Origin of the sequence: Methylovorus sp. MP688 (genome assembly GCF_000183115.1) — a bacterium.
Lineage (GTDB): Bacteria > Pseudomonadota > Gammaproteobacteria > Burkholderiales > Methylophilaceae > Methylovorus > Methylovorus glucosotrophus.
The window spans coordinates 781,881-803,380 of the sequence record NC_014733.1; the positions used below are offsets into that span (position 1 = coordinate 781,881).

At 56.2% G+C, this 21,500-nt stretch carries 25 protein-coding genes; 23 read left to right on the forward strand and 2 right to left on the reverse strand.

What is annotated here, in order from left to right; all coding sequences use genetic code 11:
* Positions 1–201 precede the first annotated feature (201 nt).
* The 10 genes from MPQ_RS03815 to MPQ_RS03860 all read left to right on the forward strand — a co-directional run bounded on the left by MPQ_RS03815 (position 202) and on the right by MPQ_RS03860 (position 9,006).
* The gene (locus tag MPQ_RS03815) at positions 202–1,599 is read left to right on the forward strand and encodes a histidine kinase (protein ID WP_013441577.1); all 1,398 of its coding nucleotides are present in this window, start codon (positions 202–204) and stop codon (positions 1,597–1,599) included.
* A gap of 41 nt (positions 1,600–1,640) precedes the next feature.
* On the forward strand, positions 1,641–2,285 hold the full coding sequence (locus MPQ_RS03820; protein WP_013441578.1) for a response regulator transcription factor: 645 nt from the start codon (positions 1,641–1,643) through the stop codon (positions 2,283–2,285).
* Between the two features lie 205 nt (positions 2,286–2,490).
* The gene (locus MPQ_RS03825; protein WP_013441579.1) at positions 2,491–3,291 is read left to right on the forward strand and encodes a hypothetical protein; all 801 of its coding nucleotides are present in this window, start codon (positions 2,491–2,493) and stop codon (positions 3,289–3,291) included.
* Positions 3,292–3,530: 239 nt separating this feature from the next.
* Entirely contained in the window at positions 3,531–4,331 is an 801-nt protein-coding gene (locus MPQ_RS03830; protein WP_013441580.1) for a flagellin, read from the forward strand.
* 83 nt (positions 4,332–4,414) lie between these two features.
* Positions 4,415–4,777 (forward strand): flagellar protein FlaG, encoded by a 363-nt coding sequence (locus tag MPQ_RS03835; RefSeq protein ID WP_013441581.1) that lies wholly within the window; start codon positions 4,415–4,417, stop codon positions 4,775–4,777.
* Positions 4,778–4,799: 22 nt separating this feature from the next.
* The gene (gene fliD / locus MPQ_RS03840) at positions 4,800–6,791 is read left to right on the forward strand and encodes a flagellar filament capping protein FliD (RefSeq protein WP_013441582.1); all 1,992 of its coding nucleotides are present in this window, start codon (positions 4,800–4,802) and stop codon (positions 6,789–6,791) included.
* A gap of 25 nt (positions 6,792–6,816) precedes the next feature.
* Positions 6,817–7,260, forward strand: coding sequence for a flagellar export chaperone FliS (gene fliS / locus MPQ_RS03845; RefSeq protein WP_013441583.1), 444 nt, complete (start codon positions 6,817–6,819; stop codon positions 7,258–7,260).
* Positions 7,260–7,580 carry a flagellar protein FliT gene (locus tag MPQ_RS03850; RefSeq protein ID WP_013441584.1) on the forward strand — a complete coding sequence of 107 codons (321 nt, stop codon included), beginning with the start codon at positions 7,260–7,262 and terminating at the stop codon, positions 7,578–7,580. Before fliS ends, MPQ_RS03850 begins: the two co-directional genes overlap by 1 nt.
* Positions 7,581–7,589: 9 nt before the next feature.
* On the forward strand, positions 7,590–8,711 hold the full coding sequence (locus MPQ_RS03855) for a flagellar hook-length control protein FliK (RefSeq protein WP_013441585.1): 1,122 nt from the start codon (positions 7,590–7,592) through the stop codon (positions 8,709–8,711).
* A complete protein-coding gene (locus MPQ_RS03860; protein WP_013441586.1) occupies positions 8,701–9,006 on the forward strand; it encodes an EscU/YscU/HrcU family type III secretion system export apparatus switch protein in 306 nt (101 codons plus the stop codon). Before MPQ_RS03855 ends, MPQ_RS03860 begins: the two co-directional genes overlap by 11 nt.
* Positions 9,007–9,026: 20 nt before the next feature.
* Here the strand turns inward: MPQ_RS03860 and fliE are convergent, their stop codons facing one another.
* Positions 9,027–9,380 (reverse strand): flagellar hook-basal body complex protein FliE, encoded by a 354-nt coding sequence (gene fliE, locus MPQ_RS03865; protein WP_015829583.1) that lies wholly within the window; start codon positions 9,378–9,380, stop codon positions 9,027–9,029.
* 204 nt (positions 9,381–9,584) lie between these two features.
* Here fliE and fliF point away from each other — a divergent pair, with 204 nt between their 5' ends.
* The 13 genes from fliF to fliR all read left to right on the forward strand — a co-directional run bounded on the left by fliF (position 9,585) and on the right by fliR (position 20,535).
* On the forward strand, positions 9,585–11,315 hold the full coding sequence (gene fliF, locus MPQ_RS03870) for a flagellar basal-body MS-ring/collar protein FliF (protein ID WP_041362562.1): 1,731 nt from the start codon (positions 9,585–9,587) through the stop codon (positions 11,313–11,315).
* Positions 11,312–12,307, forward strand: coding sequence for a flagellar motor switch protein FliG (gene fliG / locus MPQ_RS03875; protein WP_013441589.1), 996 nt, complete (start codon positions 11,312–11,314; stop codon positions 12,305–12,307). The genes fliF and fliG overlap by 4 nt, the downstream gene beginning before the upstream one ends.
* A complete protein-coding gene (locus MPQ_RS03880) occupies positions 12,300–12,953 on the forward strand; it encodes a FliH/SctL family protein (protein ID WP_013441590.1) in 654 nt (217 codons plus the stop codon). The genes fliG and MPQ_RS03880 overlap by 8 nt, the downstream gene beginning before the upstream one ends.
* Positions 12,953–14,359: a flagellar protein export ATPase FliI gene (gene fliI / locus MPQ_RS03885; protein WP_013441591.1), complete on the forward strand. Its 1,407-nt coding sequence runs from the start codon at positions 12,953–12,955 to the stop codon at positions 14,357–14,359. The genes MPQ_RS03880 and fliI overlap by 1 nt, the downstream gene beginning before the upstream one ends.
* A 21-nt stretch (positions 14,360–14,380) precedes the next feature.
* Positions 14,381–14,830 carry a flagellar export protein FliJ gene (gene fliJ, locus MPQ_RS03890; RefSeq protein ID WP_013441592.1) on the forward strand — a complete coding sequence of 150 codons (450 nt, stop codon included), beginning with the start codon at positions 14,381–14,383 and terminating at the stop codon, positions 14,828–14,830.
* 25 nt (positions 14,831–14,855) lie between these two features.
* Positions 14,856–16,100, forward strand: coding sequence for a flagellar hook-length control protein FliK (locus tag MPQ_RS03895; protein WP_013441593.1), 1,245 nt, complete (start codon positions 14,856–14,858; stop codon positions 16,098–16,100).
* 240 nt (positions 16,101–16,340) lie between these two features.
* Positions 16,341–16,850, forward strand: a complete 510-nt coding sequence (fliL, locus tag MPQ_RS03900) for a flagellar basal body-associated protein FliL (RefSeq protein WP_013441594.1) — start codon at positions 16,341–16,343, stop codon at positions 16,848–16,850.
* A gap of 6 nt (positions 16,851–16,856) precedes the next feature.
* The gene (fliM, locus tag MPQ_RS03905) at positions 16,857–17,861 is read left to right on the forward strand and encodes a flagellar motor switch protein FliM (protein ID WP_013441595.1); all 1,005 of its coding nucleotides are present in this window, start codon (positions 16,857–16,859) and stop codon (positions 17,859–17,861) included.
* Positions 17,851–18,288, forward strand: a complete 438-nt coding sequence (gene fliN, locus MPQ_RS03910) for a flagellar motor switch protein FliN (RefSeq protein WP_013441596.1) — start codon at positions 17,851–17,853, stop codon at positions 18,286–18,288. Before fliM ends, fliN begins: the two co-directional genes overlap by 11 nt.
* 7 nt (positions 18,289–18,295) lie before the next feature.
* On the forward strand, positions 18,296–18,709 hold the full coding sequence (gene fliO / locus MPQ_RS03915; protein ID WP_013441597.1) for a flagellar biosynthetic protein FliO: 414 nt from the start codon (positions 18,296–18,298) through the stop codon (positions 18,707–18,709).
* A complete protein-coding gene (gene fliP / locus MPQ_RS03920) occupies positions 18,696–19,472 on the forward strand; it encodes a flagellar type III secretion system pore protein FliP (RefSeq protein WP_015829589.1) in 777 nt (258 codons plus the stop codon). Before fliO ends, fliP begins: the two co-directional genes overlap by 14 nt.
* A 13-nt stretch (positions 19,473–19,485) precedes the next feature.
* A complete protein-coding gene (gene fliQ, locus MPQ_RS03925; protein WP_013441599.1) occupies positions 19,486–19,755 on the forward strand; it encodes a flagellar biosynthesis protein FliQ in 270 nt (89 codons plus the stop codon).
* Between the two features lie 9 nt (positions 19,756–19,764).
* On the forward strand, positions 19,765–20,535 hold the full coding sequence (fliR, locus tag MPQ_RS03930; RefSeq protein WP_013441600.1) for a flagellar biosynthetic protein FliR: 771 nt from the start codon (positions 19,765–19,767) through the stop codon (positions 20,533–20,535).
* Between the two features lie 57 nt (positions 20,536–20,592).
* Here the strand turns inward: fliR and flgL are convergent, their stop codons facing one another.
* Positions 20,593–21,498, reverse strand: a complete 906-nt coding sequence (gene flgL, locus MPQ_RS03935) for a flagellar hook-associated protein FlgL (protein ID WP_013441601.1) — start codon at positions 21,496–21,498, stop codon at positions 20,593–20,595.
* Positions 21,499–21,500 lie beyond the last annotated feature (2 nt).

A 21,500-nucleotide genomic window follows, 5' to 3' on the forward strand; every position in this document is an offset into this window, starting at 1 on the left:
CGGTTATCGGCCGGTCTGATCCTCCCCGCAATTAACGCTTGTGAAATTATGTGGATGCGATTATCTTAAAATCGCTTGCACGCCTTGTGCTGACTGCCTGCAAGCGGCTTGATCTCCATAAAAACTTATCCATGAACAACAGGTGATGTCTTGCTAGAGGCAACGATAGCCAATCCATTTTTTTCTGCACTGATGTCAGGCATGTCGGATGAAGCCTATCTGGTGGATGCTAATAACATGCAACTGGCCTGCGTCAGCAGTCAGGCGCTGGTCAGTCATCAATGCACGCTGACGCAATTGCATGCAATGCCATTGCACGCGGTGCTCGGCATGCCCGAGACCGAGCTTGTGCAGTGGCAGGCCCAGTGCGTGAAACAGCCTTCAGGCGCACCGTTGACGACGCTGTTATTACCCAAGGCCGATGGCGAAAAAGGGCGGCGTGCAGGCGACAGCACCAAAGTGAGCTTTTTTGAGGCCGAAGGGCGGTCCTGGATGCTGGTTATGAAAAACAGCGTCAGCCGCTCAGCCATGCAGGCGCTGGATGACAGCGAGTCGCGCTTTCAGGCGATTGTGGCCAACACGCCGGGTCTGGTATTCCAGTTCAGATTGCTGGGGCCGGGCCGGCTGGGTTTTATCTATCTGAGCGAGGCCTGTTATGCCGTGCTGGGCATTACCGAAGCCGAGTTGACCAAGACGCCATCGCAGTTTTACCGGCTGATGGCAGAAGAAGACCGGCCATCGTTCCGTGAAGCCTTGCTGACCTCGGCCAATGAAATGAAGGTATTGAACTGGGAGGGCCGCATCTGGATCAAGGCCTGGCAGGATACCAAGTGGATCAACCTGCGTGGCAGTCCCATCAAGCTGCACGATGGCGAAGTGCAATGGGGCGGCATCATTACCAACATTACGCAGAGCAAAAACGAAAAGCTCGAGATTGAACGCTCACGCCAGCGCATGGCCGAGCTGTCTGCCCACCTGACACAGGTGAAAGAGCAGGAGCGTCGGCGCATTGCGCGCGAGATACATGATGATCTCGGTGGCAACCTGACCGCGATCAAGATCGGCCTTACCTCCATTATCAAGCGTATCAATCCCGATGAACCCAAGCTGGTGGAGAAGGCACACAATCTGGAAAGCATTGTCGATCGCACCTTTGATATCGTGCATCGCATTGCCAGTGACTTGCGGCCGGATGTGCTGGAACTGGGCATCGTCGCGGCGCTGGAGTGGCAATGCGGGCAATTTGAAAAGCAGTTTTCCCTGCCGTGCCGGTTTTACAGCTCGCAGACCGAGCTGGCTGTCAGTGCCGATGAGGCGATCACGCTGTTCCGCATCTGCCAGGAGGCGATGTCCAATATCGCCAAGCATGCCAGGGCCAGGCAGGTGGAAGTTGAGCTTCTGGTCGAAGACCGCGATATCATGCTGCGTATCGTCGATGACGGTCAGGGCATACGCATGCAGGACCAGCATAAATCCAACTCTTTTGGTCTGCGGGGCATGCGGGAGCGCGTCGCTGCGCTGGATGGCAGTCTTGAAGTCGAAAAACGTGTACGTGGGGGTACAGCGGTGCAGGTTAAAATTCCACGCAGTCTCAAGTAAGATTGCGACATAACGAAGGTAATACGGGGACAAGCATTTATATGCCTGCAGATAAAAAAATAAAGGTCATCATCGCCGATGACCATGCGATTCTTCGCGAAGGGCTGAAGCAGATATTGTCGGAAACCGAGGATATCGAAGTCATCGCCGAGGCGCAAAATGCCAGTGAGGCCATCCACTACGCCTGCAAACTCGAGGCCGATGTGCTTCTGCTGGATATTTCATTGCCGGACCGCAGTGGTATCGATGCGCTGCGCTATATCAAAAAGGAAAACACCAAGATCGCCATCCTCATGCTGTCCATGCATCGTGAGGATCAATACGCCATCCGCTCGCTCAAGGCCGGCGCAGCTGGCTATCTGGGCAAGCAGGGTGCCTCTTCCGAGCTGGTGAATGCGATCCGGGTGATCGCCAAGGGCAAGAAATACATTACGCCGGAAGTGGCCGACGCCCTGGCCAATCAGGTGATGGATACCGAGAAGCCCTTGCATGAGTCGCTGTCCGACCGCGAATTCCAGACGCTGACGCTGATTGCCTCCGGCCTGACGGTGGGTGAGATTGCCCTGCGGCTGTCGCTATCCGTCAAAACCGTGAGCATGTACCGCACCCGGCTTCTGGAAAAAATGCAGCTGAAGCACAACGCTGAACTCACGCACTACGCGATAAAAAACAATCTGGTCGATTAGGCGGCTGTCGCTGCCTGGAGACAGCGCAGATGTGAGTCCACGTCTCTGGTCTGACCCTACTCTGGCAAAGCTCAGCCGTGGGTTTTGCCGATTTAAGCGGTTTTTACCTCCCTGTTAGGCTGTTTGCATTGTCGTCTGTTTGATTAGCATGGCGGAATCAAACTATAGACGGAGCCTTTGCCCGAGCGGCAAAGGAGATGCAGCCATGGCAGACCCTACTCTCCATATCTATCAGCAGAAACCCGCCTTGCTCGGCCAGGAAATCCTGGCACGACTGGAGGCGCGTGACATTGCGCCTACGCCTGAAGCCTATCAGGCCTTGTATCTGGAATTGACTGGACAACAGGCCGCCGCGCCGACGAGCGCCCCACAACAGGGCAGCCCGTCGCCTGCCGCTCCCAGCATGCTGGAGCAGCGCTTTCAGAAAGTGGCCCGCCAGCTGGCGAAAAACTCCAATGAAGCGGGGATGAAGCTGGCCTATGCCATTGAGAATGAAGACTGGGATGCATTGCTGGACGGGATTTTCAAGCTGGTGAAGGCCTCGGTGGCCATCCAGTCGCAACGGTCCCGGTTTGCCGCCTTTGGTGATTTAAGCAATGCCGCAGATGATGGCCGACCCTGGCAGGATCAGCTTGCCAAGATGTTGGCACATACTTTGCCTGCATTGTTGCAGAACGAATCCGAGCTGGCCATGAAGTCACGTCAGCTGGCTGAACAGGTGAAGACAACACAATCTTACCGTGCCATGCAAAAGGTCATGCGCGAGGTCAATGAGCTCAGTTATCGCATCAGCATGGTGACCGAAGATGAGTACGGCAAGCAGAAAGCGTTCATCCGTTTGCTCAATTTGACACTGGATAGTCTCACCGAAGTGATCCAAAGCGACGATCAAGTCCTGCATGAAGTGCGGAATTTTCAGAAAATCGTTAATGAGCCATGGGACCAAACCAAGCTAAACAAGGCAGCAAAGCAGTTGACCACGCGAGTTTCGGCTCAGCGTACATAAGTTTAAGTAATTGATTTTTATAGTTCTTAATAAAAATATATGAGAAAGGTTTAAAGATTTGTTAATTACGGCCGTCATCAAACACAAGATTGCTTGATTCGGAATGCTTGAAAATTTAAATAGCCAACCCCGCTAAATTTTCACTAAAAGTAACCGATAAACAATTTAACAGCGGCGCGATGAACGCAATGCTGAAATGCAAAGTAAGTGTTTGAATCAATTAACAAAGGAGAATTACCATGGCTGCTGTAATTAACACCAACATCGCCTCGCTGAATGCTCAACGTAACCTGTCTGCTTCTCAGTCGAGCCTGAATACTTCGCTGCAACGTTTGTCTTCTGGTCTGCGCGTAAACAGCGCTAAGGATGACGCCGCTGGTATGTCCATCGCAACGCGTATGGACTCCCAGGTTCGCGGTCAAACTGTTGCGATCCGTAACGCTAACGATGCGATCTCTTTCGCACAAACTGCTGAAGGCGCGCTGGGTAAAGTAACCGATGCACTGCAACGTATGCGTGAACTGGCTGTTCAGTCCGCCAACGCCACCAACGGTACTGGTGACCGTTCTAACCTGGATGCTGAATTCCAGCAACTGGCTAGCGAAATCACCCGTCTGGGCACTGACACCAAGTTTAACAGTATCGCTGTGTTCGGCTCTACCAGCATGACCTTCCAAGTGGGTGCAGATAGCGGTCAGACGATTACTGTCAGCGCAACAGCAGCTTCTTCGATCTCAGGCAACATCCTGACCGACACCGCTGCTAACACGGCATTGACTGCGATTGATACGGCCCTGAACACTGCCAATACCAACCGCGCTACGCTGGGTGCTGTGCAAAACCGCTTTGAGTCTGTGATCAGCGCCTTGCAAGTATCGGTTGAAAACCAGTCGGCAGCCAAGTCACGGATTGTTGATGCTGACTTTGCGGCAGAAACCGCCAACCTGACCCGTACGCAGATTCTGCAACAGGCAGGTACCGCGATGTTGGCCCAGGCTAACACCGTACCGCAAAACGTGCTGACCCTCCTGAGAGGCTAAGACGTAAGCGAAGGCTAGATGGGATGAATCGCCCGTAGAAGGAACGAAAGCCTTCTACGGGCATTCACACAAAGGAGCTAAAAATGTCGATCGCAAATATAAATGCATATACATATGGCGCTGGCAGCAGCCCCCAGGGTTTGGGTGGCGGCAGGGCAGCAGCGACAGTGTCAGCACCAGCCCAGACAACGGCTGCGCAAAACGACACCAACAAATCTGCAAGTGACAAAGATATCGCGGCCGCAGTTAAAACGCTGAACAGTTTTATTTCACCCGTGGCACAGAGTGTGCAATTTTCCATGGATCAGGATTCCGGAAAAGTCGTGGTGAAAGTAGTGGATACAGAAACAAACAAAGTGTTGCGGCAAATCCCCAACGAAGAAGTGCTGGCGATTTCCAAGACGCTGGATAAATTGCAAGGTCTGGTTATTAAACAAACGGCTTGATGCCGATAGGTAGGAGAGGATTATGGCGACATTGACAGGATTAGGAACTGGTTCCGGACTGGAGCTCGAGACCTGGGTGACGGCATTAGTCAACGCAGAAAAAGGCCCTCTTACCCAAGTAACCGCGCAAAAGACTGCAACGCAATCCAAGATATCGGCCTATGGCACATTGAAAAGTGCGCTGTCTACTTTCCAGACTACGATCAGCAGTCTGGCAACCGCCTCCAAATTCAACCTGCAAACGGCAACGTCCAGCGATACCAGCCTGTTCACGGCTACTGCCACCGGCAGTGCTACTGTGGGCAATTACTCGATCAATGTGACCCAGCTTGCACAAGCGCACAAGATCGCTTCTTCCGGTTTTTCCTCGACCAACGCGGTAATCGGTAGCGGCACGCTGGAGATCAGCTTCGGCGAGTACAACAGCACCACCAATACCTTTAGCGTCAACGGCAGCAAAACCGGGGCAACCATCACCATTGACTCTTCCAATAACACCCTGGCTGGCGTGCGCGATGCGATCAATTCCGCCAATGCCGGAGTGACGGCTTCGATTGTGAATGACGGCTCCACCAATGGTGCGCGTCTGGTGGTGACCTCCAAAGAGACGGGCGCCTCCAGTAGCGTCAAGATCAGCGTAACCGATAGCGATGGCAACAGCAGCGATGCCAGCGGGCTTTCGCAGCTGGCCTACGACCCGACCAGCACGGCAGGCGCGGGCAAAAACATGACACAAAGCCAGGCTGCCACCAATGCCTTGCTGACAGTGGATGGCATCAGTGTCACCAAGTCCAGCAATACCATTACAGACGCGATTCAGGGCGTGACCCTCAATCTGCTCAAGGTAGGCACCGGCACCGCCACCAATCTGAATGTGGCTACCGATACGGATGGCATCGTCAAGAATGTGCAGGCGTTTGTCGATGCCTACAACGCACTCGACACCACGATACGCAACCTGACCAATTTCAATGCGACAGACAGCACCAAGTCTGGCGTATTACTGGGGGATTCTGGCGCACGCTCCATCTCCACCCAGATGAAAAGTATTTTTACCCAGACCATTGATGGCACCAGCACTTACAGCACCCTGTCGCAAATTGGCGTCGGCTTTCAGCGCGATGGCAAACTTGCACTGGATAGCACCAAGCTCAAGACTGCTCTGGAAACCAATTTCTCTGATATTTCAAAACTGTTCGGTGCCAGCGGTACGACCACGGATGCGCTGACCGCATACGGCGGCAGCTCTACCGCTACCAAGGCCGGTACCTATGCCGTGACGGTGACGCAGCTGGCTACCCAGGGCACCATGGTGGGCGGTGGCGCCCCCAACCTGACGATTACCGCCGGCAGCAACGACAAGGTGACCTTTTCGATTGACGGCACTGACTACAGTATTACCTTGGCCGCAGGCACTTATGCCAGCACCCAGGCACTGGCTGACCAGGTGCAGCAGCAGCTGGTGAGTGCAGGTTCCCTGGCCCAGATTGGCGTGGATGGCGGCGGTGCGCTGAAAATCACTTCGCCCAGCTACGGTTCTGATTCGCGGATTACGCTGAATGGTGGCAATGGTGCCAGCGGCCTGTTTGGCAGTGCCACTTCCACCACCGGTGTGAATGTCGCCGGCTCGATCAATGGCGTTGCCGCTACCGGCACAGGGCAGAGCTTGAAGGGCGCGACGGGTGACGATTCTGAAGGCCTGTTCGTCAAGATTCTGGGTGGCAGCACCGGCAGTCGCGGCACGATTACCTTCAGCAAGGGCTTCGCCAGCCAGTTGAATGAAGTCACGACCAATCTGCTGAGCGACGATGGCTTGCTCGCGACGCGTACCGATGGTCTGAACAGCTCAATAACTCGTTTGACCAAGCAGGAGGAGGCCTTGAATGATCGTCTGGATGCGATTGAAAAACGCTACCGCGCCCAGTTCAGTGCACTGGATACTCTGGTCGCCAGCATGAAAACGACGAGCAGCTACCTGACTCAGCAGCTCGCGCAACTTTCGGCAAACAGCTAACCCTGCCATTTAAGGAATAAAGATTATGTTTGGATCTAGTCGTGGTGTGAATGAATATTCCCGGGTTGGCGTTGAAACCGGCGTGGTCTCCGCCGACCCCCACAAACTGGTAGTGATGTTATATGACGGTGCGATGACGGCCTGCCACACCGCCGTGATGCATATGGAAGCCAAGGACTTTGAGCGCAAGGGCGCCATGATCTCCAAGGCGATCATGATTATCGAGAGCGGCCTGCGCCTGAGTCTGGACAAAAAAGCCGGTGGCGAGATTGCCACCAGTCTGGATGCGCTGTACGGCTATATGAGCGACCGTCTCTATATGGCCAATATTAAAAATGATCCCTCGCTGATACAGGAAGTCATACGCCTGTTGGGCGATCTCAAGAGTGCCTGGGAAGCCATTGGTACCCAGGTTGCGCCTGACAACACCCAGTTTCAGCGTGTACAAAATTACGCAAAGGCATCGTAATGAGCGAATCCATGGAAGTCCAAATCTACGAGTCTGTGGCCGATGTCACTGGCGAAATGCTGCTGGCAGCGCGCGAACATGACTGGGAGCGCCTGGCACAGCTGGAGCAGCGTTGCGCGGATTTTGTGCAGCAACTGAAGTCCTGCACCGAAGAGCATTTGAGTGGGCCATCCTTGCAGCGCAAGATCGCCAGCATCAAGAAAATCCTGGCAGATGATCGCGAAATCCGCAATCTGGTGGATCCGTGGATGGTCAAGCTGTCGGCCATGATCAGCAGCAACAGCAACGAGCGTCGACTCGGTAGCAGTTATCGGCAGTAATGAACTGCCATGCAGATCAAGCTATCGGATACGCCAGGAGTTGCGCCGGTTAGCCGGGTAACCCAGGCGCTGCCTACGGTCAGGGTTGCCGATACTGTTCAGGATGTCGATTTTCGTTTCAATCAATTCATCAAGGGCCAGGATTATCTGGCCCAGGTGATGTCCCGTGCCGATCCCCGGCATTTCAATGTGGAAGTTGGCGGCACGCTGCTCAAGATGGACCTGGGTTCGCAGGCCAGGGTAGGGCAAAACCTCACCCTGCGTTTTCTGGATGAAACGCCGACCCCCACCTTTCAGCTCATGTCATCGCTTACTGCAGAGGCCGAGCCCGACATTGCCCTCAGTTCTGCCGCCCGACTCATCGACAGCAAATTGCAGGAAGCCCAGAAGCAGGGCGTTCCTACCCGGTTTGAGGCCACAGGCATTGTCAGCCAATCGCCACAGGCGCCGCAGCAAATGGCGCAGGATCTCAAGCAGGCCCTCACGTTGACCGGGCTGTTTTATGAATCGCATCTCAAGTCCTTTGCCGAAGGTGGGCGTCCTTTGGCCGCGATCCTGCAAGAGCCACAGAATCAACCCAACTCCAATGCCGGCACCATGCTGTTGCCGCAGCAGCTTTCCGTGCTGGAAAACAGCCGGGTGAACTGGCGCGGCGAGGTGTGGCCTGGCCAGCAGATGAACTGGTCGGTGGAAGTGCAACAAGCACAGCCGCAATCCACGCAGACCCAGGCCTCACCGGCAGCGGCCGTGCAAGCACAGGCATTCAATCAGCCATCGCCTTTGCAGCAATCCATGTTGCCCAATCCTGCTCTCAATCAGCCCTTGCTGTACCAGCCGCCATCGGTGCCGGTGGCGCAGCGCGGCAATCAGCAGGATACGGCGACCGATCACGCCACCGCGCAGCTGGATTACGAACCTGAAGTCAGCAGCGAGTTGACGCTGGACTTGCCACAACTGGGACGCGTCAGCGCCCGCCTGCGCGTGGTGAATGGCCACATGAGCATACAGTTGCAGGCGCAGCAGATTGATACGCTGCAAACCATGCGCGCACGTCGGCATCAACTGTTTGAGGCATTGGAACAAAGCGGGCAAACGATAGATGCCCTGGTGGTGGTGCGCGATGGCGAATAAACCGGCCGAAGCGGGTCTGACCCAGCAGGCGATAGCCCTGGCCTACGAGACCGGTGACTTTGCGCCGCGTGTGGTGGCCAAAGGCCGTGGGCTGGTGGCGGAGCAGATTATTGCCCGGGCGCGCGAGCATGATGTGTTTGTGCATGAATCCAAGGAGCTGGTGTCCTTGCTGATGCAGATTGATCTGGACGACCATATCCCGCCCAAACTGTATATGGCGATTGCGGAGATTCTGGCCTGGCTCTATCGGCTGGAGCAGGATGCGGACGCGGAGCCGCCGCAATACCACCCCTGAGATTTTTATCCTGAAACGGCTTAAACCTGCATGTTCATGATGTCCTGATAGGCGGACACCAGTTTGTTGCGCACCTGCAAGGTGGCCTGGAAGGAAATATTGGCCTTCTGCCCGGCAATCATGACATCGGACAGGCTGACCGAATCATCACCCATGGCGAAATTCTTGCCCAGGCGTTCCGCTTCCAGTTGCGACTGGTTCACCTGATTCAGGCTGGCTTTCAGTGTTTCGGCAAAGTCGACTTTGGGTGTGCTTTGCGTGTTGCTGGCAGGCGTGGTCTCGGCAACAGGCGCCATGGCTGGCTTCTGCGTTGCCGCTCTGATCTGCGCCAGCATGGATTCTATCCTGCTGGAATCTATTCCGTTAATGGCCATCTTGTCCTCACCGCATAGGGAATGCTACGAAGCTAATGTATCATTCCCCTTATCCAGTCAGCCCCCAAATAAACCAGTGAAATTCGCTCTATTCCAGCATTTGAAAATGGCGGATGCGATGATAATGACCTGCAATCGGTAATCCTTGCTCAAGGGCCCAACATTAAACCGGTCACTTGAGCGCGTTTTGAATTGGAGATGGATATGGCTGCAGCACCTGACGCCGTTGTTGAAGCTGCCCCCACTGGCATATTTGGGCAGAACACGGCTGTATTGACCAACAAGGTTTTGCTCGCACTGGGCGTGGCCGCCGTGGTCGCTGTCATGGTGGTGTTCTGGTTGTGGAGCCAGCAACCCGAATACCGTGTGTTGTTTTCCAATTATGCTGACAAGGATGGCGGCGCCATTGTCGCCTCGCTTGAGCAGATGAACATCCCCTACAAGTTTTCCGAGAGCGGCACTGCCATTCTGGTGCCAGCATCGCAAGTGCATCAAGTGCGGCTGAAGCTTGCAGCCCAGGGCTTGCCCAAGGGCGGCAATATCGGCTTTGAGCTGCTTGAAAACCAGAAATTCGGGGTTTCCCAGTTTGTCGAGCAAGTGAATTTCCAGCGCGGCCTTGAAGGCGAGCTGGAGCGCAGCATCCAGACCATCTCCGCCGTTGAAGTGGCCCGTATCCACCTGGCGATTCCCAAGCCTTCCGTCTTTGTGCGCGATCAGCAAAAGCCCACTGCCAGTGTGCTGCTCAATCTGCGCCCAGGCCGCATGCTGGATCAGCAGCAGGTGAGCGCCATCGTGCATCTGGTGGCGAGCAGCGTGCCTGAGCTGCCGATTGCCAATGTGACCGTGGTCGACCAGAACGGCAATCTGTTGTCCGATACCGACAAAAAAGCTGGCCGCAATAATCTGGACCCAACGCAACTTAAATATATAGACGAGTTGCAGCAAAATATCGTGCGCCGCGTTGAGTCCATCATCGCGCCTATGGTCGGTGCCAAGAACGTGCATGCCGAAGCCAGTGCCGAAGTGGATTTCTCTACCCAGGAGCAGGCTGCTGAAACCTATCGCCCCAATCAGGCACCAGATGCCATGTCGGTGCGCAGCCAGCAATCCAATGAATCACAAAGCACCTCGCCTGCTGGTGTGGGTGGTGTCCCAGGTGCGCTGTCCAATCAGCCACCGGCACCTGCCACGGCACCGCTGAATACCGCTGTTCCAGCCAATGCCGGTGCGCCCGGCGCAGGCACGCCTGCGAATGCAGCGGCCGCTAACGCAGCCAATGCCACGCCTGCCGTACCGGTTAACACGCAAAAGAACGTCACCACCAATTACGAGCTGGATAAGACCATCCGCTATGTGCAGCAACCCATGGGGGGCGTCAAACGCCTGACCGTGGCCGTGGTGGTGAATCACAAGCAGGTGGTGGACAAGAATGGCAAGGTGACCAACCGCCCACTGACCGATGCCGAAAAAACCGAGATCAGCGATCTTGCCAAGCAGGCAATGGGCTTCAACCAGGAACGTGGCGATTCGCTGACCGTAGTCAACAGCTCGTTTGCCGGTGATCAGATCGAAGCCATCCCTGATCTGCCATTGTGGAAGCAGCCAGAAAACATCGAGATGGCCAAAGAGTGGCTGAAGATGGCCGCAGGCCTGCTGGTAATCTTCCTGCTTTATCGTAAACTGATGAAACCGATGATGCAAAAGCTGGTAAAGTCGGATGAAAAGGAAGCCTTGCCCGCGCCCGGTGACGATGATGCCGCCGTGGTGACACTGACTGGCGCCGCTGAGGGAGCGGAGGGTGAAAATATGGTGGGTGTGCCGAGAAAGCTCGCCGCCAAAGGCTACGAACAAAATCTGGAAGCTGCCAAACAGCTGGCCAAGGAAAACCCTAAACTGGTCGCGAGTTTGGTAACGAATTGGGTGAGTAAAGAATGAGTGAAGATGGCGTGATGAAAAGCGCAATCCTCATGCTCGCATTGGGGGAGGATGAGGCGGCGGAGGTCATGAAGTACCTGAGCCCGAAAGAGGTGCAGAAGCTTGGGTCGGCCATGGCGGGTATGAAATCGGTTGAGCATGACCAGATTGAAGCCGTGGTGACGGAGTTTCTCGATATTGCTGACCAGAAAACCTCCATCGGCCTCGATTCCGACGAGTACATCCGCTCCGTGCTGACCAAGGCACTGGGCGATGACAAGGCAGCCGGGCTGCTGAACCGCATTCTGCAAACGCGCGACGCCAGCGGCATTGAAAGCCTGAAGTGGATGGATGCGCAGACCGTGGCGGAATTCATCAAGAACGAACATCCCCAGATCATCGCCACTATCCTGGTCCATCTTGAGCCCGATCAATCCGCTGAAGTGCTGAGCAATTTTACTGATCGTCTGCGGCAGGACGTCATGCTGCGCATTGCCACGCTGGATGGCGTCAAGCCAGTCGCGCTGCGCGAACTCAATGAAGTGATGACCAAGCTCCTGACTGGCAACGAAAGCCTGAAGAAGCAGCAGATGGGCGGTATCAAGGCGGCAGCCGAGATCATGAACTATCTGGGCGGCGACAACGAAGCCAGCGTCATGGAAGGCCTGAAGAGCTACGACGAAGACATGGCGCAGAAGATCATGGATGAGATGTTTGTCTTTGATAACGTCATTGATATCGACGACAAGGGCATACAGGTCATGCTGCGCGAAGTGCAGTCCGAAACCCTTATCGTGGCACTCAAGGGTGCGACGCAAGAGCTGCGCGACAAGATATTCAAGAACATGTCCAGCCGTGCGGCCGAGATGATGCGCGAAGACCTCGAAACCAAGGGACCGGTCAAGCTTTCCGAAGTCGAGGCGCAGCAGAAGCAGATCCTGCAGATCATCCGCCGTCTGGCCGACGAAGGCCAGATTATCCTGGGCGGCAAGGGCGACGAGGCTTATGTCTAACGCCACCATCCCCAAGGAAAAACAGACCGCATATCAGCGCTGGGAGCTATCCTCGTTTGCCGAGGATAAACCCAAGCCGGTGGCGGTCGCCAAATCGCCCCAGGAAAAAGAAGCCGACAGCGCCAAGCTGGCGCAGATGATAGACAAGCTGCGCCAGGAAGGTTACGCCAAAGGGCTGGAAGAAGGCTATGCCGCTGGCATGGCGCAAGCCCTGGAGCAGGCGCAGGCCGAGCGTGAGCAATTGCAGGTGTTGCTCAACTCGCTGACCGAAGCCATGTCGGCCTCTGATGAAGCCGTGGGCGAGCAATTGCTGGCACTGGCGCTGGACTTGGCCAAGGCCATGCTGAAGACCAAGATCGAAGTCGATCCGGCCGCCGTGCTGAGCGTGGTGAAAGATGCCATTCACTATTTGCCGTATGTGCAGCGTCCTGCCCGGATTCTGGTGCATCCCGAGGATGTCAAAACCCTGAAAAACTATCTGGTGGACGATATTGCCGAGCACCACTGGATGATCCAGGAAGACCGCAATGTCGAGCGTGGTGGCTGCATCGTCGAAACCGCCGCCAACCAGATCGACGCCACCAATGAAGTGCGCTGGAAGCGCATTGCCGATGCACTTTCCCAGCAGAATGACTGGCTGAAATAATGACTGCCGCCAATCCTCACGTGCAACGCTGGCATCGCTATCTGCGCGATTGCGGCGAGATACTGGAGATTGTTGAGCCGCTGGAAGTCGCAGGCCGTATCACTAAACTCACCGGGCTGGTAATGGAAGCCGTCGGCATCAAGCTGCCCATCGGCAGCGCCTGTGTGGTGCCACTGGCCGAAGGCCGCCGTGTAGAAGCCGAAGTCGTGGGCTTTGATGGCGATAAATTGCTGTTGATGCCGCAAAGCGGGGTAGAGGGCATCGTCCCCGGCGCCAAGGTGTTTGCCATGGATGTGTCCGATGCCTTGCCCAAACCCAGCCATTCCAATCCTCCACGCCGCCGTACCTCGGATCGCGCCCGCCATTTGCCCGTCGGCGATGGCTTGCTGGGGCGCGTGGTTGATGGTGCCGGCCGTCCGCTGGATGATCTCGGCCCATTGCTCACGCAGAACAGCGTGCCACTGAATACCCGTCCGCTTAATCCCTTGATGCGTGCCCCGATTACCGATGTGCTGGATGTGGGCGTACGCGCCATCAACAGCATGCTGACCGTAGGCCGTGGCCAGCGCATGGGCCTGTTTGCCGGTTCCGGTGTGGGCAAGAGCGTGCTGCTGGGCATGATGGCGCGCTACACCACGGCCGATGTGATTGTGGTGGGCCTGATTGGCGAGCGGGGCCGCGAAGTAAAAGAGTTTATCGAACAGATTCTGGGCACGGATGGCCTCGCCCGCTCGGTGGTGGTGGCGGCTCCGGCCGATGTGCCCGCGCTGATGCGCTTGCAGGGCGCCAGCTATGCCACGGCGATTGCCGAGTTTTTCCGTAATCAGGGCAAGAATGTTCTGCTGATCATGGATTCGCTGACGCGCTATGCCATGGCTCAGCGCGAGATCGCATTGGCGATCGGCGAGCCGCCTGCCACCAAGGGCTATCCGCCTTCGGTATTTGCCAAGTTGCCAGCGCTGGTGGAGCGTGCGGGCAACGGACGGCCAGGCGAGGGCTCTATCACCGCGTTTTATACCGTGCTGACTGAAGGCGATGACCAGCAGGACCCGATTGCCGATGCCGCGCGCGCCATTCTGGATGGACATATTGTGCTGAGTCGCAGCCTGGCAGAAAGCGGCCATTACCCGGCGATTGACATCGAGCAATCCATCAGTCGCGCCATGCATAACATAACCTTGCCCGAACATCAAAAGCTATCAAGAAGGTTAAAGCAGCTCAATTCGCGGTATACACGCAGTGCGGATTTGATTAATGTAGGAGCATACGAAGCTGGCAGCGACCCGGTCCTGGATGAGGCGATTGCCAAGCACACAAAAATCGAGGCGTTTTTGCAGCAGGATATTGCAGAGCGTTCCGATGTTGAACATAGTATTGCTGAGCTTGCCGCCGTGGTGGCAGGCTGAGTTAATCAGTAGGGGGCAGATATGACAGCACAATCACTGGTTCTGGTGACATTGACCGAGCTGGCTGGCAAGGAGGCCGATCAGGCCGCCGAAAAGCTGGTGGCACTCAACAAGCTGCTCGAAGATGCACAGGTCAAGCTCAATATGCTGACCGAATACCGCAATGACTACATGGCCAAGCTGGCGCGTGATCTCGAAACCGGCATGGATGCCCAGTCGTATCAGAATTTTCAGTCCTTTATCCGCAAACTTGACCAGGCGGTAGGGGGGCAGCAGGAATCCGTGGAACTGGCGCGCAGCCGTGTTTCCGCCCAACGCATCGTCTGGCAGGAATGCCAGAAAAAGAAATTATCTTATGAGGTACTGGCAGAGCGCTCGGAAAAGAAAGCGCACCAGCAGGAGCAAAAGCGCGATCAGAAACTGATGGATGAGCATGCCATGCGCAGCAGCCGTCAGCCTGGCCGAGGCTAGCTCCCATACTGCGAAAGAGTGAATCATGCAAAATACCCCGTTACCGATCATTTCCAGCACCCCGTCCAGCAATGGCATGGGCTCCATGAATGCCCCCAAGTCCACGACGACGGACAGCGCGGCGGCCACCAATAGTTTTCAGAAAGTGCTGTCCAACCAGGTGCAGCAGCGCCAGCAAAAGAACGACAGTCAGCAGGGCAAAGCCACGACGGCGAATGTGAAATCGCCACAGACCGAGCAAAAAGCGACGGATACCAAGGCGGCTGACGCCAAAAAAGATGCCGCAGACATCAGCGCCAATATCGCCCCTGAATTGGCTGACCAGTTCAAGGACCTCGCCTTGCTTGCCAAGCAGGGAAAAGACCTCAAGGGCAAGCCTGAGAAGTCGGAAGAAACAAAAGAAACCACAGATGCCGCGTCCGTGGTGACTACGGATCCTGCCATTGCGGCACTGGCCGTGCCTGCCAACGTGCCGGTAACGCCTGCTGACAAGCCTGCATTGACCACAGAAGATGCCGCAGCCGCCCCGAAGCCGCAGGTGGATACTACTGACAGCCGCCCCCGTGGCCGCCTGGATCAGGAGCTGGGCAATATGCTGGCTCAAAGCCGCACTGACACTAGCGATACCAGCCAGATTGCGCAGGCTGGCAGTGACCAAGCCGATATGAGTGCATGGCTGGAGAAAATGCTGCCAGGATTCAGTACGGGCGAAACCGCCAAGCTGGCTGAACAGCAAGCGGCCAAGGTGGATAACACCGCCACCATTACCCAGGCGCAAGCTGTCGCAGCGACTGCGCCCATGAATCCTGTGCAGGCGAGCGAAGCCGTCGGTAGCTCCAATACCATTACGGCGTATCCTGGCCGCGCAGGCTGGGATCAGGCCATCGGCCAGAAAGTGGCCTGGATGGTGGCTGGCGGCGAGCAATCTGCCACGCTCACCCTGAACCCGCCTGACATGGGGCCGCTGCAAGTGGTCATTCATGTGCACAATGACATTGCCGATGCCACCTTCATGTCCAACAACCAGGAAGTGCGCCAGGCACTGCAGGATGGCATGTCCAATCTACGCGACATGCTCAATGCCTCCGGCATCCAGCTTGGGCAGAGCAACGTCGGCGAGCATACGCAATCCCAGCAGCAACTGGCAGAAGCGGGTGGCCGTAGTGGCCGCGCTTCCGGCAATGCGGCGGAAGATGGTAGTGCAGCCCCCGCCGCCGTGCAGTCTACCGCGGTGCGTAGCGGCAACGGCATGGTGGATACCTTCGTCTAGGGCGTTTGCTCAGTCACTTAAGTCGGGCACGTTCAGCCGGGCACCTTCAGTCGCCCTGATACACAGATCGGCATCCGCTTTGGCCCTGATATGGCCCGGATGCCCATCCAACCCTCCCCGCCGCGCGCTCTCTGCCCGATTTGGGCTATTTTTCTCCCTCTTTTCGGCGCATCTTGGTATCCTTGGATTTTTAATAATAGAAGCGTCCAGATAGACGCGGTTACAAGGGAAGAGCATTAGATGGCAAAAGATCCAAAAGCGGCAGCGCCCGCAGAAGAAGCACCTGCAGCGGGTTCCAAGAAGAAGCTGATCATGATTATCGTGATTGCCCTGCTGGTGCTCGGCGGTGGCGGTGGGGCGGCAGCATGGTTCTTCCTGCACAAACCTGCCAAGGAAGAACACAAGGTCGAAGAAAAGCACGAAGAGGCGCCAAAACCGCCGGTCTTTGTCAGCCTGGAGACCTTCACCGTCAATCTGCAACCTGATCCTGAATCCCAGTTCCTGCAAGTCGACCTCACATTAAAAGTCGCCGATGCCGAGCAGGCTGAGATCGTGAAGCTGCACATGCCGGAAATACGCAACCGTCTGCTGATGCTGCTTTCCAGCAAAAAGCCTTCCGAAGTTACCAGCATTGAAGGCAAGAAAGCCTTGAGCGACGAGATTGTGGCGCAGGTCAAACAGCCATTCTCGGCGGGCGAAAAGCCGCTGGAAGTCAGTGGCGTATTTTTCACTTCATTCGTGGTGCAATAAACAGCCATGGCGGACAGTTTTTTATCTCAGGATGAAGTCGATGCCCTGCTGAAGGGCGTGGGCCTTGACCAGGACGATACCCCGGTCGAGCACGACCCGCATGGCGTGCGCGAATACAACCTTGCTACCCAGGAACGTATCGTCCGTGGGCGCATGCCTACGCTTGAGATCATTAACGAACGCTTTGCCCGCCTGTTGCGCATTGGCCTCTTCAACTTCATGCGCCGCAGCGTGGAAGTCTCCGTCGGCCCCGTGCGCATTTCCAAATACAGCGAGTTCGTGCGCAATCTGGTGGTGCCTACCAATCTTAACCTGGTGCACATGAATCCACTGCGCGGCACCGGGCTCATGGTGTTTGATCCCTCGCTGGTATTTTCCATCGTTGACAATATGTTTGGCGGCGATGGCCGTTTTCATACCCGCATTGAGGGGCGCGACTTTACCCAGACCGAGCAGCGCATCATCCAGCGCGTGCTGGCGATCGTGATCGAAAACTACGAAAAATCCTGGGAGCCGGTATATCAGGTCAAGTTCGAATACCTGCGCTCGGAAATGAATACCCAGTTTGCCAATATTGCCACTCCCAACGAAGTGATCGTGGCGACCACCTTCAGTATTGAGCTGGGCCCGGCAGGCGGCGAAATCCATTTCTGCTTCCCGTATTCCATGATCGAGCCGGTGCGCGATCTCCTGACTTCCAGCCTGCAAGGCGAGGTGCTGGGCGTGGACAAGCGCTGGGTGCGCCTGATGACGCAACAGATTCAGGCCGCCGAGGTGGAGCTGGTGGCTAACCTGGCCAAAGCCAGAATGCAGCTGGGCGATGTACTGAACATGAAAGTGGGCGATGTGATTCCCCTCAATATTTCGGAAACGATAGAGGCGCATGTCGATAATGTGCCGGTCATGGAATGCAAATACGGGGTGTTCAACGGGCAATATTCGCTGCGGGTAGAGAAATTGCTGCGGGCCAACGCCTCAGAGTATGTAAAAGGAGAGAAACATGGCGAATAGCCCGGAAGACGAATTTGAACAAGCCGCAGCAGGCGCTGCCGCTGAAGACGACTGGGGTGCCGCCATGGCCGAGCAGCAGCAGGCCGAAGACAGTCCGCTGCAAGCCAAGCCTGCCCAGGCGACGGTGTTTACCGAGCTGACCGGCAAGAAGATGAGCGAGACGCAGAACGACATCGACTTCATTCTCGACATTCCCGTACAGCTGACCGTCGAGCTGGGCCGCACCAAGATCGCCATCAAAAACCTGCTGCAACTGGCGCAGGGCTCGGTGGTGGAACTGGATGGCATGGCCGGTGAGCCGATGGATGTTCTGGTGAATGGCTGCCTGATTGCCCAGGGTGAAGTGGTGGTGGTGAATGACAAGTTTGGTATCCGCCTCACCGATATCATCACCCCGGCTGAACGCATACGTAAAATCAACCGATAGGCAGCGCATGAGAAAACTGGCTGTCCTTCCCGCGCTGCTGTTGCCGATGCTGGTGTTTGCTGCTGATGCGCCACCGACGCCTGCCACCAGTGCCCTCAAGATGACGTTTGGTTTGCTGGTGGTGCTTGCCATCATGGCGGGCCTGGCTTGGCTTATTCGCCGGTTTGCCCCTGGACGCACCGCCCAGAATTCGGTCGCCCGCGTCGTGGGTGGCGTCAGCGTGGGTACCCGTGAACGTGTCGTGGTGGTTGAAGTGGCGGGACGCTGGATCGTCGTGGGCGTGGCCCCCGGGCAAGTGCGTGCACTGGCCGATCTTGAAGCAGGTGACAGCCAGGTCGAGCAGGCCATCACCAGTGCCAACCCGCAGCCCTTTGCCGGCTGGTTACAACGATCCGCAGAGAAATTTCATGGCAAAAAGTAATTCCATCCTGGCGCATCGTCATTGCAAAACTCTGCTCCGGCATCTGCCATGGGCACTGCTGGCTATTCCGGCGCTGGCCCATGCCGAGGCCGCCATGCCCCTGATCAATGCCGCTCCGGGCTCCGGTGGCAGCCAGAATTACACCCTGAGCCTGCAGACGCTGCTGCTGCTGACCTCGCTTTCTTTCCTGCCTGCTGTATTGCTGATGATGACTGGCTTTACCCGCATCATCATTGTCTTGTCGCTATTGCGCCAGGCGCTGGGTACACCGACTTCGCCGCCCAACCAGGTGCTGGTGGGGCTGGCGCTGTTCCTGACATTTTTTGTGATGAGTCCGGTGATGGACAAGATCTACGTTGAGGCTTACCAGCCTTTGTCCGAGAACAAGATCACCCTGCAGGAAGCGCTGGAGAAGGGCGCTGCCCCGCTCAAGACTTTTATGCTGAAGCAAACGCGCGAGGCCGATATTGCCCTCTTTATGCGCATTTCGCGCAGTGATGCTGTGGATGGCCCCGAGCAGACGCCGTTGCGTGTGCTGGTGCCTGCCTTCATGACCAGTGAGCTGAAAACCGCCTTCCAGATCGGCTTTGCCATCTTCATTCCCTTCCTCATCATCGACATGGTGGTCGCCAGCGTGCTGATGTCCATGGGCATGATGATGGTGTCACCTGCCATTGTGGCCCTGCCATTCAAGCTCATGCTGTTTGTGCTGGTGGATGGCTGGCAACTGGTGCTTGGCTCACTGGCCGAGAGTTTTTACTGAGAAAGGTGCGGACATGACCCCAGAAGGCGTGATGACCCTGGGCCGCCAGGCCATGGAAGTGACTCTGATGGTATCGGCGCCCATGCTGATCGTGGTGCTGGTCATCGGCTTGCTGGTCAGTATTTTTCAGGCGGCGACGCAGATCAACGAAACCACCTTGTCGTTCATTCCCAAACTGGTCGGTGTATTTGCCGTGCTGGTGATCGCGGGCCCGTGGATGCTCAGCGTCATGCTGGACTACATGCGCGCCATCTTCACCAGCATTCCTTCCCTGGCGGGATAAGCCCACGCTGTGGTCTCTCTCAACACGGATATCCTGCAATCCTGGATCGTGCTGCTGTTGTGGCCCATGACCCGTATTCTGGCCATGATCGCCGTGGCCCCTGTCCTCAGTCACCGTTCCATCTCCGCCCGCGTCAAAATCAGCATGGCGCTGATGATGACACTGGCGCTACTGCCCAGTCTGCCTCAACCGCCGTTGCTGGATATTTTCAGCTGGAAAGGCATACTGGTGCTGGCGCAGCAGATGGTGATCGGGTTTGCCATTGGCTTCAGCATGCGTATCGTGTTTGCCGCGGTGGAAATGGCGGGCCAGATGATAGGCATGACCATGGGCCTGGGCTTTGCCATGTTTTATGATCCGCAGACCCAGGGGCAGAGCAATGCCATCAGCCAGTTCATGGTGTTGCTGACCACGCTGATCTTCCTGAGTCTGGATGGGCATTTGCTCATGATCTCGGCCGTGATGGAAAGCTTTGCCAATTTTCCCCTGAGTGCCGAATGGCAGGGCGGGCTGGACTTCATGAAAATGGCGAACTGGGGCGGCAAGATTTTCAGTGCCGGTCTGCTGATTTCACTGCCGGCGATCGCGGCCTTGCTGATTACCAACATGGCGCTTGGCATACTGACACGTACCGCGCCGCAGCTTAATCTTTTCGGGATAGGGTTTCCGGTGACCATCGCCATAGGCTATGTGGTGGTCGCGCTGGTATTGCCGGGGATTTTGCAGCCTATCCTGCAATTAATACAGGAAAGCACGGCCAATATGGCCTTGCGTTTCTAGCCACCTTATCTTCAAACCGCCTGTCTTCAAGCCCTGCACATTCGTAGGCAGATCACATTAGATGTACTTGAACAGCGTGAGGCCGGAGAGCTGAACGTAAGACTGCTGCGCTGCTTCCAGAATGGTTTTTTGCTTGGTAATGTCGGACAACGCCTGGGCGTAATCCAGATCCTGAATGTCGGACAGTTCTGCCTTGTATTGTAGATTTCTATCGTCGCCGTTGTTGTCCAGCGCGTCGATTTCCTTCAGCTTGGAGCCGGTGGAGGCGCGCACGGTCAGCACGTTGTCCAGGCCTTTATCCAGGCTGGTATTGGCCGAGGCCAAGGCGGTATTCAGCGCGGCGGAGGTGGTGGCGGGGTTGGAGAGCAGGTCCACAATATTGGAAAGCGTGGCAAATACGTCATTGCCCTCTGCCTGAAATACGTCCGGGCCATTTTCCGTGGTCGACATGCGGCGCGTATCGCTGACCTGCATGTCCATCTGGCCATTATCCCCGTTGTAAGTGGCGCCCGTGGTAGTGGCGGTATAGGGCTGGGTCGTGTTCTTGAAACCGCCGAACAGGTAGTTGCCATTGCCGTCCTTGCTATTGGCAAGGCCGATCAATTCCTGCAGGTCATTACTCAGCTGGGTGGCAATGTAATTTTTTTCCTCGCTGGACAAGACTGCATTGCCGGCACCGACCAGCGTGCTCTTGGCCGATACCATGAGATCGGTCACGCTGGTCAAGGTGCTTTCAATCGAGTTCAGGTTGAACGAGGCCATGGCGCGGTTATCGGCATACTGGCTGTTAATGCTTTGTGCCTGGCTGATGGTCAGCGCGCGGGCAGCGCCGACAGGATCATCGGCGGGGGTCAGAATACGCTTGCCGGAAGAAACCTGTTGTTGCAGCTTGTACTGCTCGCTCTGCAGGGCGCTGATCTTGTTGATCCCGGTTTGATAAATTGTATTGGTGCTAATGCGCATGG